The organism is Vibrio brasiliensis LMG 20546, from assembly GCF_000189255.1.
Lineage (GTDB): Bacteria > Pseudomonadota > Gammaproteobacteria > Enterobacterales > Vibrionaceae > Vibrio > Vibrio brasiliensis.
Genome location: NZ_AEVS01000031.1, coordinates 56,350 through 71,525 on the forward strand (window position 1 = coordinate 56,350; position 15,176 = coordinate 71,525).

The window sequence follows — 15,176 nt, forward strand, 5'->3', positions numbered from 1 at the left end:
ATCTAAATTGATACTGTAAATGATTAAGGCCAGTGAAAGCTGGCCTTATTTTATCGTTTCCGCTTGCCTTTCTTTGCTCATATTGCACAATACCCGCCCTTAACCAAGAAATTTATCAACGCTAGTCCTGAAGTCATGCTGCTGATCATCGATAACTACGACTCTTTTACTTACAACCTTTACCAGTACTTCTGTGAGCTGGGTGCAGAGGTGAAAGTGGTGCGTAATGATGAAATCACAGTCGAGGAGATAGAAGCGTTGGCTCCGACTCACTTGGTTATCTCACCGGGCCCATGTACCCCGAACGAGGCTGGTGTGTCGCTGCAAGCCATCGAGTATTTTGCCGATAAGCTACCGATTTTAGGTGTCTGCTTAGGTCACCAGGCGATCGCTCAGGTGTTTGGTGGTGAGGTTGTGCGTGCCCGTCAGGTAATGCACGGAAAAACATCACCAATCCGTCATAATGATCACAGTGTTTTCTCTGGCCTGAATAATCCGTTGACGGTAACCCGCTATCACTCACTGGTTGTTAAAAACGGGACTTTGCCTGACTGTTTTGAACTGACAGCATGGACAGAGCTGGAAGATGGCTCGATGGATGAGATCATGGGCTACCAACATAAAACCTTGCCAATTGATGCGGTACAGTTTCACCCTGAATCGATTAAAACAGAGCAAGGACACCAGATTCTGGCTAACTTTCTCGCTCGTCGACCAATTTAAACGGGCTCTTTTCCTCCTATCGTCCTCGTTAAAGTGGACTTAGATCACTTTTCTTAACATTTCTTTCATAATTCTGGCGGCGGATATTTTGTGAAAAAGTATGCGCGACGTCTGTCGTACCTACGCTAGAGCCCTTATCCAGACTATGATTAACCATAGCTTATCTTAGCTATAAGAATATATTGCTTCATAAAAGTAGTGGCGTGATGCATAAATACTCAGAGGTAGTGAGTATTGGACTCCGTAATGGGCGCTAAAAAGAATAAATCACTATTGAAATGGTTAATTAAATGTAAATACAATGCCGTGATTGCTTAATGGCAAAACAATATCTTATTTCATTGATTGAAAGTAAGGACACCATATTCGCTATGCATGCGGTATCTAGAGGGAATGTGCAATGACTGAACAAAATAAAGTAGAACGCGGTTTGTTTGATGAGGTAATGGTACCTTGTTATAACCCAATGGAAATGATCCCAGTAAAAGGCGAGGGTGCTCGTGTTTGGGATCAGCAAGGTACAGAATACATCGACTTTGCTGGTGGTATCGCCGTGAGCTGTCTAGGTCATTGTCACCCAGCAATGGTGAATGCACTAACAGAGCAGGGTCAAAAGCTTTGGCACCTGAGTAACGTTATGACTAACGAGCCTGCGCTGCGTCTAGCGAAAAAGCTAACAGACGTATGTTTTGCTGAGAAAGTATTCTTTGCTAACTCAGGCGCAGAAGCTAACGAAGCAGCTCTAAAACTTGCTCGTCGTTACGCAGCTGACAAGTTTGGTCCTGAAAAATCAGAAATCATCGCATTTAAACAGGGTTTCCACGGCCGTACATTCTTTACGGTAACTGTTGGTGGCCAGGCTGCTTATTCAGATGGCTTTGGTCCTAAACCAGGCGATGTAACTCACCTACCATACAACGATGTTGAAGCACTTCGTGAGCACATCTCAGATCGTACATGTGCGATCATGATGGAGCCTCTACAAGGCGAAGGTGGCATCATTTCACCAACAGACGAGTTTGTTCAAACTGTTCGTGAGCTGTGTGATAAGCACAACGCACTACTTATCTTTGATGAAGTACAAACAGGTAACGGTCGTACTGGTAACTTCTACGCGTACCAAGGTCTGGGTGTAACGCCAGATATTCTGAGCACTGCTAAGTCACTAGGTGGTGGTTTCCCAATCGGTGCAATGCTGACAACTACAGAGCTGTCTAAGCATCTTAAAGTCGGTACTCACGGCTCTACGTACGGCGGTAACCCACTAGCGTGTGCTGTTGCTGAAGCTGTGGTTGACGTGGTTAGCGCTCCTGAAACACTAGCCGGTGTTGCTGAGCGTGAAGCAATGTTCCGTGAAGGTTTAGCTAAACTGAATGACAAGTACAACATGTTCGCTGAAGTACGCGGTAAAGGTCTGCTACTTGGTGCTGCACTGAACGATGAGTGGCAAGGTCGAGCTCGTGACGTTCTTGTTGCTGCGGGCAAAGAGGGCCTGATGGTTCTTGTTGCTGGTACTAATGTTGTTCGTTTCACACCATCACTAGTGATCAGCAAAGAAGAGATCGAAGAAGGTCTAGCAAGACTAGATAAAGCACTATCTACACTAGTTAAATAATAATTCAACAAACCGGGGGGGCTGTTTTCAATAGCTCTCCCCTATACCAGTGCTACCTGTCATATGTTCGGGTAATTGCGCAGGAAAAATCGCTTAGAACAAGGCGCAGCTTGCAGCGAGCTAGCGGGCCTAACTTCAAAAGCTGCAACGCAGTTATCAGCGATTTTAACCAGCAAGAACGAATAGATGACCGGTAGCATTGGTATCCTGCATCAGGAGGGAGTATCGATGCTGGTTGTTCGCCCTATCGCAATGTCGGACTACGATGCGCTGCATACATGTGCAGTAGAGTCAGGTCACGGATTCACATCTCTACCAGTTAACGAAGAACTGTTAACAAACCGAATTACTCATTCAGAGTACAGCTTTACTAAACCAGACGTCACTGAACCAGGTGATGAAGGTTACCTAATGGTGGGCTTTGATAGTGAAACTGGCGAAGTCGCTGGTTGTACAGGTATCGAAGCCTCTATCGGTTGGGATGTTCCTTTTTACTCATACCATATCAGTACCATTGTTCACTCATCAGCGAAGCTAGGTGTAAACAATGTGGTGAAACTACTGACATTTGGTAATAACTACACCGGTTGTAGTGAAATCTGTACTCTGTTCTTAAGACCAACTTTCCGTGGTGGTCTCAACGGTCGTTTGATGTCTAAGTGTCGTTTCTTAATGATGGCAGAGCACCCACACCGCTTCTCAAAAACGGTATTTGCTGAAATGCGTGGCGTTTCAGACGAAGAAGGTAATTCACCGTTCTGGCAATGGCTGCAAGAGCACTTCTTCTCAATTGACTTCACTATGGCTGACTACCTGACAGGTATTGGTAAGAAAGGTTTCATCGCCGATCTTATGCCTAAGCTACCAATTTACATCAACCTACTAAGCAAAGAAGCTCAGGCGGTTATTGGTCAGGTACATGACAACACTAAACCTGCTCTACGCTTACTAGAGAAAGAAGGTTTCACTTGCCGTAACTACGTCGATATTTTCGATGGTGGCCCTACAGTTGAGTGTGATGTACGTAACATCGAGTCGGTACGCCACTCTTTCCGAGCTAAAGTGACCATCGCGGAGCATACAAGTTCTCAAGACTACTTAATCTCAAACACATCGTTTGAAGATTTCCGTGCTGCGGCAGCTAAAGGTGCTTACGACCAGGCTTCAGAGACAGTGATTCTTTCTCCTGAAGTAGCGCAAGCACTGAAAGTAAGTGAAGGCGAATTCGTTCGTATGTTGGCTCAGTAAAGCCAAGTATTTAGAAGAGTGTGAAGGAACAAATTATGACACATTGGATTGCCGGAGATTGGGTTGCGGGCCAAGGCGAGTCTATGGACTCAATCAGTCCATATAACAATGAAGTAATCTGGCAGGGCGTGAGTGCAACGCCACAGCAGGTTGAGCAAGCGGTATCTGCTGCTCGCAGCGCATTTGTTGGCTGGAAGAAAATGAGCTTTGCTGAACGTGAAGCTTTGGTTCTGGCTTTTGCCGAGAAAGTGAAAGAGAACAGTGAAGAGATCGCGCAGATCATTGCTAAAGAGACGGGTAAACCTATCTGGGAAACGCGTACTGAAGCCGCTGCTATGGCAGGTAAAATCGCTATCTCTATCCGTGCTTATCATGACCGTACTGGTGAAGCTCAGCGTGAAGCTGCCGGTAACCAAATCGTATTGCGTCACCGCCCACTTGGCGTGATGGCTGTGTTTGGTCCATACAACTTCCCAGGTCACCTGCCAAATGGTCACATCGTACCGGCACTACTTGCTGGTAACACGGTAGTCTTCAAACCTTCCGAGCAGACACCATTGACCGGTGAGTTTGCAATGAAACTATGGGATCAGGTTGGTCTGCCAAAAGGCGTTATCAACCTGGTTCAGGGTGCTAAAGAGACTGGTATCGCACTGGCTGATTCAAAAGGTCTGGACGGTGTCCTATTCACTGGTAGTGCAAATACTGGTCACATCCTTCACCGTCAGTTCGCTGGTCAGCCGGGTAAAATGTTGGCGCTTGAGATGGGCGGTAACAACCCGATGGTTATCTCTGATAACTATGGCGATGTGGATGCGACGGTGTACACCATTATTCAGTCTGCGTTTATCAGTGCCGGTCAGCGTTGTACATGTGCACGTCGTCTGTATGTTCCTGTTGGCGAGAAGGGCGATCTGTTAGTCAGCAAGCTCGTTGAAGCAACCAATAAGATTCGTGTCGACCAGCCATTTGCAGAACCAGCACCATTTATGGGCCCACAGATTTCAAAAGCGGCTGCTGATTTCATTCTTGCGGCGCAAGCGAACCTGCAAAAGCTTGGTGGTGAGAGTCTCATCGAAGCGAAAGCGGGAGAAGCAGCATTCGTTACTCCGGGTATTATCGACGTAACTGCGATTGCTGAATTACCTGATGAAGAGTACTTCGGTCCACTACTTCAGGTTGTCCGCTACCAAGGTCTTGAGAAAGCGGTTGAACTGGCTAACGATACACGCTTTGGTCTATCAGCTGGTCTTGTATCAACGGATGACAGCGAGTGGGACTACTTTGTTGACCACATTCGCGCGGGCATCGTGAACCGTAACCGTCAGCTGACAGGTGCAAGTGGTGATGCGCCGTTTGGCGGCCCGGGCGCTTCTGGCAACCTGAGACCAAGTGCGTACTACGCAGCTGATTACTGTGCTTACCCTATGGCTTCAATGGAAGGGGGAGAAACTGTTCTTCCAGCGACCTTAAGCCCGGGCGTTGAGCTATAGGAAGATAACTTCGTTTAAAGTTTTCCCTTTTTGCCTCCCTGAGCCGGGAGGCATTTTTAAACGTCAAGCTTGACGGCTGTCTGATCAGATTTCTGGACACTTTTGGTCAGGTGGCCTCTTTTATAACAATAATGAGTATCCCTAAAACGTAAACAACCTCTATACAAGGAGGCGTTATGACGCCAGATGTTCTATTCCAACAGTTATGGAATGACTATATTCAACGCTTGTGTCCCTCTGCTGAAAAAGTGCATCAACTTCTGCAAGAAAATGAAGCACTGATCAATGACCACATCGCACTACGTACTTTCAATGTAGAGCCACTAGGTATCGCAACTCTTGCACAGCCATTTCTGGATGCAGGTTATAAACCTTGTGGTGAGTATGTTTTTGAAAGCAAAAAACTTGCTGCGAAACACTTCGAACACCCAGATCCAAAACAGCCAAAAGTCTTCATCAGTGAACTTAAAGTTGATGAGTGCTCTAGTGAGCTACAAGCTATCGTTGCCAAGCTAGTAGAGCAAGTAGACAGCGATAAGCTAAAAGGTCATGAGTTCTTGTATGGCGGTCGTTTGTGGGATCTAAGCTACGCTGATTTCCAGACGCTGGCTAAAGAGAGCGAGTACGCTTCCTGGTTAGCTGCCCATGGTTACGGTGCGAACCACTTTACTGTCAGTGTTAACCAACTTAATGCGTTTGATGAGGTGAAAGGTGTTAATGATCACCTTCGCTCAGCTGGCTTTACTATCAACGAGTTTGGTGGCGAAGTGAAAGGCTCTCCTGACGTATTACTAGAGCAGTCTTCTACAATGGCTGACAAAGTTGCCGTTCAGTTTACTGAAGGTAGTGAAATCATCCCAGGCGGTTTCTACGAGTTTGCTAAGCGTTACCCAATGAGTAACGGTGAACTTTACCCAGGATTTGTCGCAGCGTCTGCTGACAAGATCTTCGAAAGTACTAACGGGTAAAGAGCAGAAGCGAGAATCTAGACCGCTTCGCTCCGAGAATCGAGTTCGGACTTCGTCCTTCGAGAGGTGCGCGTTATAGCTGATGAGTAAGTCTCTGACACCGAATTTTTGTAGGGACTTATGTCTAAAAGATAGAAAACAAAAAGCCACCAATGTCTCCATTGGTGGCTTTTATAATTTTATCGGTTAATCGAAATTAACGAGTGCCGTAAACAACGATTGTCTTACCGTGTGCAGAAATCAGGTTCTGCTCTTCAAGCATCTTCAAGATACGACCAACTGTCTCACGAGAACAGCCAACGATCTGACCGATTTCCTGACGAGTGATCTTGATTTGCATGCCGTCTGGGTGAGTCATTGCATCTGGTTGCTTCGCTAGGTTAAGTAGCGTTTGAGCAATACGACCAGTTACGTCTAGGAATGCAAGGTCGCCCACTTTTTGGCTAGTTACTTGTAGACGACTTGCCATCTGCGCTGAAAGACGCATTAAGATATCCGGGTTCACTTGGATAAGCTGACGGAATTTCTTGAATGAGATTTCCGCAACTTCACAAGGAGATTTTGCACGAACCCATGCGGTACGCTCCTGGTCTTCTTCGAATAGACCAAGTTCGCCGATGAAGTCACCTTGGTTTAGGTAAGAAAGGATCATTTCCTTACCTTCTTCGTCTTTGATAAGAACCGCTACAGAACCTTTAACGATGTAGTACAAAGTCTCTGCTTTCTCGCCCGCGTGAATTAGCGTGCTTTTTGAAGGGTACTTATGAATATGACAATGTGAAAGGAACCACTCTAATGTTGGGTCGGTTTGAGGTTTACCTAGAACCATAATATCTCACTTCCTCTGCAGGGTACGCTTGCCGCTTTCCATGTTTTAGCTAAGCCTTAATTAAGACCTACTAGGATAAGAGCACTTTTTAAATGCTGCAAGCCAACTTGTATGTCGGCTACAAATAGTATCCTTTTTCGCGCATTATTTCTTGATTTTAATCGGGTACAATAGGGTTTTTAGTACGCAAAACTGTGCACATGATCACGGTATGAAAAGTAATCGTGTTCTAGTTGTGAGCTTTAACCTATTTTGCCCGTTTCGATTAATTGCTGCAGGATAGGGCGAACAATTAATTCCATCGCAAAACTCATCTTACCGCCCGGCACAACAATGGTGTTGTGGCGTGACATGAATGAGCCATCAATCATTGCTAGTAGGTATGGGTAATCGACGTTTTTAATACCGCGCAGTCGAATTACAACGAAACTCTCATCCAGACTAGGGATACCTTTTGCATTTAATGGGTTAGAGGTATCGACCGTAGGAACACGCTGAAAGTTGATGTGGGTACGCGAAAACTGCGGGGTAATGTAGTTGAGGTAATCGTCCATTGAACGCACGATCGAATCCATTACCGCTTCACGCGAGTGGCCTCGGTCACGAGTGTCACGGACAAACTTCTGAATCCACTCTAAGTTAACGATCGGTACCATGCCAATCAGAAAATCGACATGTTGAGCAACGTTGACGTCGCCATCCACGACACCGCCATGCAGACCTTCATAAAAGAGTACGTCAGAGCTCTCAGGCAGATCCTGCCATGGGGTAAATGTACCCGGCATCTGGTTGTAAGGTACGGCTTCATCAAAAGTGTGCAGATAACGACGTACCTGACCCGTACCTTCTTGTCCGAACTTACGGAAGAACTCTGCCAGACCACCGAAGTCGTTAGCTTGCGGACCAAAGTAACTGATGTGACGACCTTGCTCGCGCGCTTTACGGATTTCGACATCCATTTCAGGGCGAGTAAAACGGTGAAAACTATCCCCTTCAACCCACGCCGCTTTAACGTTCATCATATTGAACATCTTGCGGAAGGCTTCTGAGGTAGTTGTGGTGCCAGCGCCTGATGAACCAGTCACGGCAATAATTGGGTGTTTAGCTGACATGACAAACCTTGTCTGTTAATAACATTCCATGAATCAAAGCCCACTATAACATGCTTTAGCAGACATTGACTGTACGCAGTTCTCTAAATCAGAAGCGGTTCTTGAGCTGAATATCGACACTTTCGTGCAGCTCTGAATAAACCACGACGGCTTCACCTGACTCTAACTGAGAGCGGATTTGGTCTACCTTGTCTTGCAATGAGACTTCTACATTGCCGTAGTCAGTACCTTCGCGGAGAACAAACTCACGAATTAAGTTATCCAGTGTTTCTGGTTCAATTTGTTGCCATGGGACGATCATAAATACCTCTTCACTTTATGTTCGGTGTATTGAGCAGCGTTATTATGCCGAAGCCGCGAGACTTTCATAGTAGGCAGGGAGTGCTTCTTCTAGCCAGAATCTAGGTTTTAGGGCGCTTCCGGTTACAAATCCAACGTGGCCGCCCTGTTCAAACAGTCGGTAGTCGATGTTATCAGGAAGCACATACTTGGGAATGACCTCTTCGGTCATAAATGGGTCATCCTTAGCGTGGATGATCTGTGTTGGCAGAGTAATCTCTTTGAGGCGATGAATGCCTGAACACTGATGATAGTAATCTTCAGCATCTTTAAACCCATGCAGTGGCGCAGTGATAAGGTCATCAAATTCGTACAGTCTGGTCACGCGTTTGATGTTTTGGTAGCTCAGTCCCAGTTCGCCTTTGAGCAGATGGTGTTTCTGCAGCGCACTCTTCTTTAGTGATGACAGTAAGTAGTTCTTATACAGCTTAGAGAAACCTTGTTCGATACGCTCTGAACAAGCCGACAGGTCGAGCGGCGCAGATACTATGGTTGCAGCATCGAGTAGTGGCTGACTGTTGTATTTGGCCAGGTAGTTGGCGAGCATATTACCGCCCAGAGAAATACCTACCGCCACTTTTGTGCGGTTAGGGAATGTCTGATCGAGGTACTCGAGGAAGAAACGCGCATCTTCCACTTCTCCGGAATGGTAGGCTCTTGCCAGCTTATTTGGCTTACCGCTACAACCGCGGAAGTGCATCATGACCGAAAGCCAACCCTGTTTGGCAAACGCATCCATGAGGCCATTGGCATAAGGGCTATAGAAACAGCCTTCCAGACCATGGAACAGAACAAAAATAGGCTTGTCAGCTTTTGACTGCTCATCAATATCCTCACTCCAGGCGATATCAAGAAAGTCACCATCAGGCGTATCTAGGGTCTGCCACACTGGCTCGAACAGAGCTTTCTTGCGGATAAAACGCGGAGCAAGTGTTTGTAGGTGTGGATTGGCTAATCCTTTAGCGGCAACAAATTGAGTCATAAAGGCTCTCTAGAGGTTGGCAATATTATCTATTGGTTCAGCAAAGGCTGAATAGAGCTGTTCTCCACCAAGTTGGCGGCAGTAGCGCAAAGTCAGAGGCTCACCGTGATTAACAGTTAGCTCGATGGTGTTGATACAGTCGACTAAGTCTGACTGTTGCTGCTTTTCCAACTGCAGCTCAAACTGGAGCGACTCACGATAAAGTGTATCAGGAAGGTGGAGTTTAAGTTTACGTCGTAGCTCACGATAGGAGAGCAGTAAGGCTTCAGAACGGCCAAGGCACTCTTCGACTCGGTGCCAATCCTCTTCGCCGAAGCAGACCTGCTGTTCATCAAGCCACTTGAGTAACAACAGCAGGTTTACGTTACCTTTAAATTGGTTCTGCAGATTTAAGCACGCCTCTTTTACTTCTCGCACGCTGTAGTACTGCAGGCTAAATTGCCATAAGCGTTCGAGGGTTAAAGAGATTGAGGCGCGCTTTGAACTCATTGACTATTGAACTCCTGTTCCATCTGCTCTAGCTCTTCCTGTAGAGCCATCCACTCCATTTCTACCTCTTCAAGCGATCCTTTGCTGTCGGCTTGAAGTGCTAATACTTCGTTAAGTTTAGCTTTATTTTCGGCGTCATAAAGTGAGTTATCTGATAATTGGGCCTCTGCCTGAGCTAAGGCTTCCCCCAACTTATCCATTTTTTCTTCTAGCTTTGTCAGGTTTTTGCGAATAGGTGCCGTCAGTTTGCGAAATTCTGCTTCACGACGTTTTTGGTCTTTTTTCGCTGCTGCGCTGTTCTCGGACTTTTTCTCTGGCTGCTGTGCCTGAGCTTCGCGGCGCTCAGTTTTCTGCTGCTCAGTCAACCATTTGTAATAGTCATTTAAGTCTCCATCAAATGGTGCGACTTGGCGGTCGTGAACCAGATAGAGATCATCGGTCGTTGCACGGAGTAGGTAACGGTCGTGCGATACGATGACCATAGCACCTTCAAATGTCTGCAGTGCCAGGGTGAGTGCCTGACGCATATCAAGATCAAGGTGGTTGGTCGGTTCATCGAGGAGCAATAGGTTCGGCTTTTGCCACACGATTAATGCCAGAACCAGACGCGCTTTTTCTCCACCTGAGAAAGGCGCCACTTTTTCTAACGCTTTGTCTCCCTGGAAGCCAAAGCTGCCGAGGTAATTACGCAGCTCAAGCTCATTTTTGTCCGGCGCAATCTGCATCATATGCTGCAATGGCGTCTCTTCTGGATGAAGGGTCTCAAGCTGGTGCTGAGCAAAGTAGCCAATCTTAACCCCTTGCGAGTAAGTCAGATCGCCGCCTTGTGGCTTAAGCTCACGAGAAAGCAGTTTGATAAGTGTCGACTTACCAGCACCGTTACGGCCAAGCAGACCAATGCGGCTGCCCGGAACCAGATTAAGGCGAATCTTCTCCAGAATTAGGTTGTCGTCGTAGCCAGCAGACACTTCGTCCATCATGATGATCGGGTTTGGCAGCGCATCCGGGTCGCGGAACTGGAAGCTAAATGGGTTATCCAGCTGAGCCGGCAATACCTTTTCCATACGCTCCAGTGCTTTGATACGGCTTTGTGCCTGACGGGCTTTAGATGCCTTGTAGCGGAAACGGTCAATGTAGCTTTGCATGTGCGACATCTGCTTTTGCTGCTTCTCGAACTGAGCTTGTTGCAGGATGAGCTTTTGTGCACGTTGTTCTTCGAATGATGAGTAGTTACCTGTGTACTCATTGAGTTGCTGGTTCTCAACATGAATGACCCGGCCAACGATTGGATCGAGGAAGTCACGGTCGTGGGAAATCAGCACCAATGTGCCAGGGTAGTTTTGTAGCCAGCGCTCCAGCCACATCACAGCATCAAGATCCAAGTGGTTAGTAGGCTCATCGAGTAGCAGTAGATCAGAGCGACACAGAAGTGCCTGAGCCAGGTTAAGACGCATACGCCAGCCACCAGAGAATTGGGTCAGGTTCCAACTCATCTGCGGTTGGCTAAAGCCCAGACCATCAAGAAGTTCTGCGGCGCGGGCTCGGATACTGTAGCCGCCAATGGTTTCAATCTTCCCGTGGATCTCAGCAACCAGTGTGCCGTTATCCTTTTGTTCGGCTTCGAGTAACTCAGACTCAAGGCGACGATATTCGCGGTCACCATCAATGACATATTCAAGAGCACTGCGTTCTAGAGCGGGTGTTTCCTGCGCTACCCACGCCATCTCCCAATGTGCAGGCTTGCTAAAGTTACCTGCATCAATAGAAAGCTCGTCCTTAATCAAGGCGAATAGCGTGGATTTACCACAACCGTTTTTGCCGACCAGACCGACTTTGTCGCCAGGCTGGATAGTTGCAGAAGCTTGTTCAAGAAGTGGCTTACCACCACGAAGAAGCTGTATGCCAGAGAAGGTAATCATAATCTTTTGCTTTGTCTTTACTCGTATTGCGTCGAATAGTAGGGCACTTAACAAGCTATGTCGATCATTGCGTTATCGCGGCTAACAACGTATAACAAACTGATAACGATAAATAACGCTGAGTAGGCTATAAATAATAAAAGGATTGCTGTCGAACGAATGAAGAATCTATCATCCGACAAGCCCAAGGTACTGGTGTTGTATGCCCATCCAGAGTCACAGACATCTGTGGCTAATCAAATCATGATCAAGAAAATTGAATCGCTTGATCACGTCACCGTGCACGATCTATATGCACATTATCCTGACTTCTTTATTGATGTCAGTGCAGAACACCAACTGCTCAACGAGCATGATGTTATCGTCTTCCACCATCCACTGTTTATGTATTCGTGCCCGGCATTACTTAAAGAGTGGTTAGATAGAGTTCTAGGTAAAGGTTTCGCTTTTGGTAAAGGGGAAGCTTTAAAAGGTAAATACTGGCGAAGTGTTATTACCACAGGTGGCCAGGAAGGGGCTTTTGCAAAAACAGGTTATAACCGCTATCCGTTAGCGGAAATCCTTCAACCATTCGAATTGACAGCAGCGCTGTGTCAGATGCATTGGATAGAACCGCTGGTCTTGTACTGGGCGCGAAATGTATCTGAAATGGAACGCTATCAGCATGCTGAGCGTTACCGACAGTGGCTAAATGATCCTCTGCAAATTGATTTGCCTGATGTAGTAGGAGGTGAGAATGGCGCTTGAAAGTGATTTTCTACAGAGTGGAGTCATTTTTCTTGCTGCTGCAGTAGTAGCAGTTCCAATTGCACAACGTCTTGGTTTGGGATCGGTACTGGGCTATTTATTAGCGGGTGTCGCAATCGGTCCTTGGGGGCTGAGATTAATCAGTGACGTCGAAGCTATTCTCCATTTCGCCGAATTTGGCGTAGTCCTGCTGCTGTTCCTAATTGGCCTTGAACTGAATCCTAAAAAGCTTTTCCAGATGCGGGGACCGATCCTCGGCTTGGGTGGTGCTCAGGTTGTGGTAACCACTTTGGTGATAGCCTGTGTCGCCTATATCGCGGGCACTACGTGGCAAACCAGTGTGGTTATTGGCATGGGCTTAGCTCTTTCCTCTACGGCGATAGCACTGAAGGTCATCGAAGAACAAGGTTTGGGAGGCGGTGAAACGGGTCAGTCTGGTTTTGCGGTGTTGTTATTCCAGGATATAGCCGTTATTCCGATGTTGGCATTACTGCCTATTCTGGCTGGCAATACCGCCGGGGACTGGTTAGATGCGCTATGGATGCTGGCAGGTGTTGGTGGACTTTTAGTCGGTGGCCATTTCTTACTCAGACCTCTTTTCCGATACGTCGTCCTCAGTGGTGTACGAGAGCTATTTACCGTGGCGGCGCTGTTACTGGTCATCGGTATCGCTTTGCTAATGAAACAGCTTGGCCTGTCGATGGCACTCGGAACTTTCTTAGCGGGTGTCCTACTTGCTGAAAGCGAGTACCGACACGAATTGGAAATTGCTATTGAACCATTCAAAGGGCTTCTACTCGGTTTATTCTTTATCGCTGTCGGTATGGCAGTAAACCTTGGCTTGTTGGCTCTGGAACCTCTTGCTGTGCTATCAGCGGTGATTGGTCTGGTGGTTGTAAAAGGCCTGATTATTTATCTGCTTGCCCGTTTGTCCGGTAGTCGCGCTAAATCTCGCAGTAAGATCGCTGCGATTTTGAGTCAGGGTGGTGAGTTCGCTTTCGTTATCTTTACTGCAGCAAGCAGCGAAGGTCTGTTAGACCCGCCACAGACCGCGTTTCTGCTAGTCGTGGTCAGTCTGTCTATGGTGACGACGCCATTGTTGCTGATGGCACAAAGTAAGTGGTACGCACGAGGACTGAATGCAGAGACGGCGGAAGGTTTGAAAAGTGATGTCATTAACAAGCAGCCACGAGTGATTATTGCTGGCTTTGGTCGTTTTGGTCAGATCATTGGTCGTCTGATGTATGCCAACAAAATCAAAGTGACGGTATTGGAAAGCGATGCCAGCCAGATTCAGTTGTTGCGTAAGTACGGCTATAAAGTGTTTTATGGTGATGCGACGCAACTCGACCTGTTGCGTGCTGCAGGAGCAGATAAAGCTGAGGCAATGATTATCTGTACGGATTCGCCTGATGAGATCATGAAGATTATTGAGTTGTGTCAGACCCATTTTCCTCGCTTGAAACTCTTAGCGCGTGCTCGTAGCCGTGTTGAAGCTTATCAGCTACTCAGTCATGGAGTAGAGAGCTATTCTCGTGAGACCTTCTTAGGTGCTTTAGATTTAGGTCGACAAGCTCTGGTCAATTTAGGGATGCACCCTTATCAGGCAAAGAGAGCTGAAGCGCACTTTCGAAAACTTGATAATGCTATGCTGAAGGAGCTGCTTCCTCAGCACAATGATGATAAACAATTGGCCCAAAGAGCCAAAGAAGCCCGTAAAGAACTGGAAGAGATTTTTGGCCGTGAGTTAGAGAACGATCAGCAATCGAAAAACTTCTGGGATTAACTAGTGAAATAAATGAGATGAAAAAAAGATTTATCGCAGGCGCCAGCTGTCCAAAGTGCTCTCAGCAAGACACTTTGCGCTGGTGGATAGAGAACAATATTGAATTAGTAGAGTGCGTTGAGTGCGGACATCAAGATAAGCGAGCACCAGAATCTGTGGACACCAGCGATCATGGTGGTCAGGATATGATTGGTATTTTTAAGCCGGATTGATTGAGTTTCTCTAAATCATCCCCATAATATGCCCCATAGAAAGTTTGCCGGCTCTGACGATTGTCAGAGTCCTTTATCCTCCTTGGAGTCAATATGAAAATTGAAAAGAACGTAGTTGTAAGTCTTGCTTACCAAGTAAAACTGGAAGACGGTGTGGTCGTTGATCAATCTACAGCTGACGCGCCATTAGATTACCTTCACGGTAACAACAACCTAATCACTGGTCTTGAAACTGCTCTAGAAGGTAAAGAAGCGGGTGCTAAGTTCTCTGTAACAGTTTCTCCTGAAGAAGCTTACGGTGAGCACAACGACGCACTTGTACAACGCGTTCCTGCTAACGTATTCCAAGGTGTTGATCAGATTGAAGTTGGTATGCGCTTCCTGGCTGATACTGACCAGGGCCCAATCCCTGTTGAAGTTACAGAAGTAGACGGTGATGAAGTGGTTGTTGATGGTAACCACATGCTTGCTGGTCAAACACTAACATTCGACGTAGAAGTTGTTGCTCTACGTGAAGCGACTGCAGAAGAGATCGAACACGGTCACGTACACCAGGCTGGTGGCTGTGGTCATGACCACGATCACGAAGGTGGTTGCTGTGGTGGCGAAGGCCATGACCACGGTGAAGAGAAAAAAGACGGCTGCTGCGGTGGCGGTAGCTGCGGCTCACACTAATTATTAGTGTTTAGCTAAGTATTCAAAAGGCGTTTCCTG

15 protein-coding genes are annotated in these 15,176 nt (G+C 46.9%); 9 read left to right on the forward strand and 6 right to left on the reverse strand.

The annotated features are described in order from the left end of the window. The first annotated feature begins 135 nt into the window (after positions 1 to 135). The 5 genes from RH46_RS05275 (at position 136) to RH46_RS05295 (ending at position 6,047) form a co-directional block, all read left to right on the forward strand. Positions 136 to 723 carry an aminodeoxychorismate/anthranilate synthase component II gene (locus RH46_RS05275; protein ID WP_006878364.1) on the forward strand — a complete coding sequence of 196 codons (588 nt, stop codon included), beginning with the start codon at positions 136 to 138 and terminating at the stop codon, positions 721 to 723. Between the two features lie 400 nt (positions 724 to 1,123). Next, a complete protein-coding gene (locus RH46_RS05280) occupies positions 1,124 to 2,338 on the forward strand; it encodes an aspartate aminotransferase family protein (protein WP_006878365.1) in 1,215 nt (404 codons plus the stop codon). Between the two features lie 228 nt (positions 2,339 to 2,566). Continuing rightward, positions 2,567 to 3,586 (forward strand): arginine N-succinyltransferase, encoded by a 1,020-nt coding sequence (gene astA / locus RH46_RS05285; RefSeq protein ID WP_006878366.1) that lies wholly within the window; start codon positions 2,567 to 2,569, stop codon positions 3,584 to 3,586. A gap of 35 nt (positions 3,587 to 3,621) precedes the next feature. Beyond that, complete coding sequence (gene astD / locus RH46_RS05290; protein WP_006878367.1) at positions 3,622 to 5,079, forward strand: succinylglutamate-semialdehyde dehydrogenase; 1,458 nt, start codon at positions 3,622 to 3,624, stop codon at positions 5,077 to 5,079. 176 nt (positions 5,080 to 5,255) lie between these two features. After that, positions 5,256 to 6,047 carry a DUF1338 domain-containing protein gene (locus RH46_RS05295; protein ID WP_006878369.1) on the forward strand — a complete coding sequence of 264 codons (792 nt, stop codon included), beginning with the start codon at positions 5,256 to 5,258 and terminating at the stop codon, positions 6,045 to 6,047. A 196-nt stretch (positions 6,048 to 6,243) separates the two neighbouring features. Here RH46_RS05295 and crp read toward each other — a convergent pair whose 3' ends face one another. The 6 genes from crp to RH46_RS05325 form a co-directional block, all read right to left on the reverse strand. After that, the gene (gene crp, locus RH46_RS05300; protein ID WP_004410522.1) at positions 6,244 to 6,876 is read right to left on the reverse strand and encodes a cAMP-activated global transcriptional regulator CRP; all 633 of its coding nucleotides are present in this window, start codon (positions 6,874 to 6,876) and stop codon (positions 6,244 to 6,246) included. 242 nt (positions 6,877 to 7,118) lie between these two features. Then, positions 7,119 to 7,988 carry a phosphoribulokinase gene (locus tag RH46_RS05305; RefSeq protein ID WP_006878370.1) on the reverse strand — a complete coding sequence of 290 codons (870 nt, stop codon included), beginning with the start codon at positions 7,986 to 7,988 and terminating at the stop codon, positions 7,119 to 7,121. 88 nt (positions 7,989 to 8,076) lie between these two features. Beyond that, positions 8,077 to 8,289, reverse strand: a complete 213-nt coding sequence (locus RH46_RS05310; RefSeq protein WP_006878371.1) for a YheU family protein — start codon at positions 8,287 to 8,289, stop codon at positions 8,077 to 8,079. A gap of 42 nt (positions 8,290 to 8,331) precedes the next feature. Next, positions 8,332 to 9,309: a hydrolase gene (locus RH46_RS05315; RefSeq protein WP_006878372.1), complete on the reverse strand. Its 978-nt coding sequence runs from the start codon at positions 9,307 to 9,309 to the stop codon at positions 8,332 to 8,334. Positions 9,310 to 9,318: 9 nt separating this feature from the next. After that, complete coding sequence (locus RH46_RS05320) at positions 9,319 to 9,798, reverse strand: TIGR02444 family protein (RefSeq protein ID WP_006878373.1); 480 nt, start codon at positions 9,796 to 9,798, stop codon at positions 9,319 to 9,321. After that, a complete protein-coding gene (locus RH46_RS05325; protein WP_006878374.1) occupies positions 9,795 to 11,717 on the reverse strand; it encodes an ABC transporter ATP-binding protein in 1,923 nt (640 codons plus the stop codon). The genes RH46_RS05320 and RH46_RS05325 overlap by 4 nt, the downstream gene beginning before the upstream one ends. A gap of 159 nt (positions 11,718 to 11,876) precedes the next feature. Here RH46_RS05325 and kefG point away from each other — a divergent pair, with 159 nt between their 5' ends. From kefG to slyD, 4 genes are all read left to right on the forward strand, one after another. Further along, a complete protein-coding gene (gene kefG / locus RH46_RS05330; protein ID WP_006878375.1) occupies positions 11,877 to 12,464 on the forward strand; it encodes a glutathione-regulated potassium-efflux system ancillary protein KefG in 588 nt (195 codons plus the stop codon). Beyond that, positions 12,454 to 14,250 carry a glutathione-regulated potassium-efflux system protein KefB gene (kefB, locus tag RH46_RS05335; RefSeq protein ID WP_006878376.1) on the forward strand — a complete coding sequence of 599 codons (1,797 nt, stop codon included), beginning with the start codon at positions 12,454 to 12,456 and terminating at the stop codon, positions 14,248 to 14,250. The genes kefG and kefB overlap by 11 nt, the downstream gene beginning before the upstream one ends. 17 nt (positions 14,251 to 14,267) lie before the next feature. Further along, positions 14,268 to 14,462 carry a YheV family putative zinc ribbon protein gene (locus RH46_RS05340; protein WP_006878377.1) on the forward strand — a complete coding sequence of 65 codons (195 nt, stop codon included), beginning with the start codon at positions 14,268 to 14,270 and terminating at the stop codon, positions 14,460 to 14,462. A 93-nt stretch (positions 14,463 to 14,555) separates the two neighbouring features. Beyond that, on the forward strand, positions 14,556 to 15,137 hold the full coding sequence (slyD, locus tag RH46_RS05345) for a peptidylprolyl isomerase (RefSeq protein WP_006878379.1): 582 nt from the start codon (positions 14,556 to 14,558) through the stop codon (positions 15,135 to 15,137). Positions 15,138 to 15,176 lie beyond the last annotated feature (39 nt).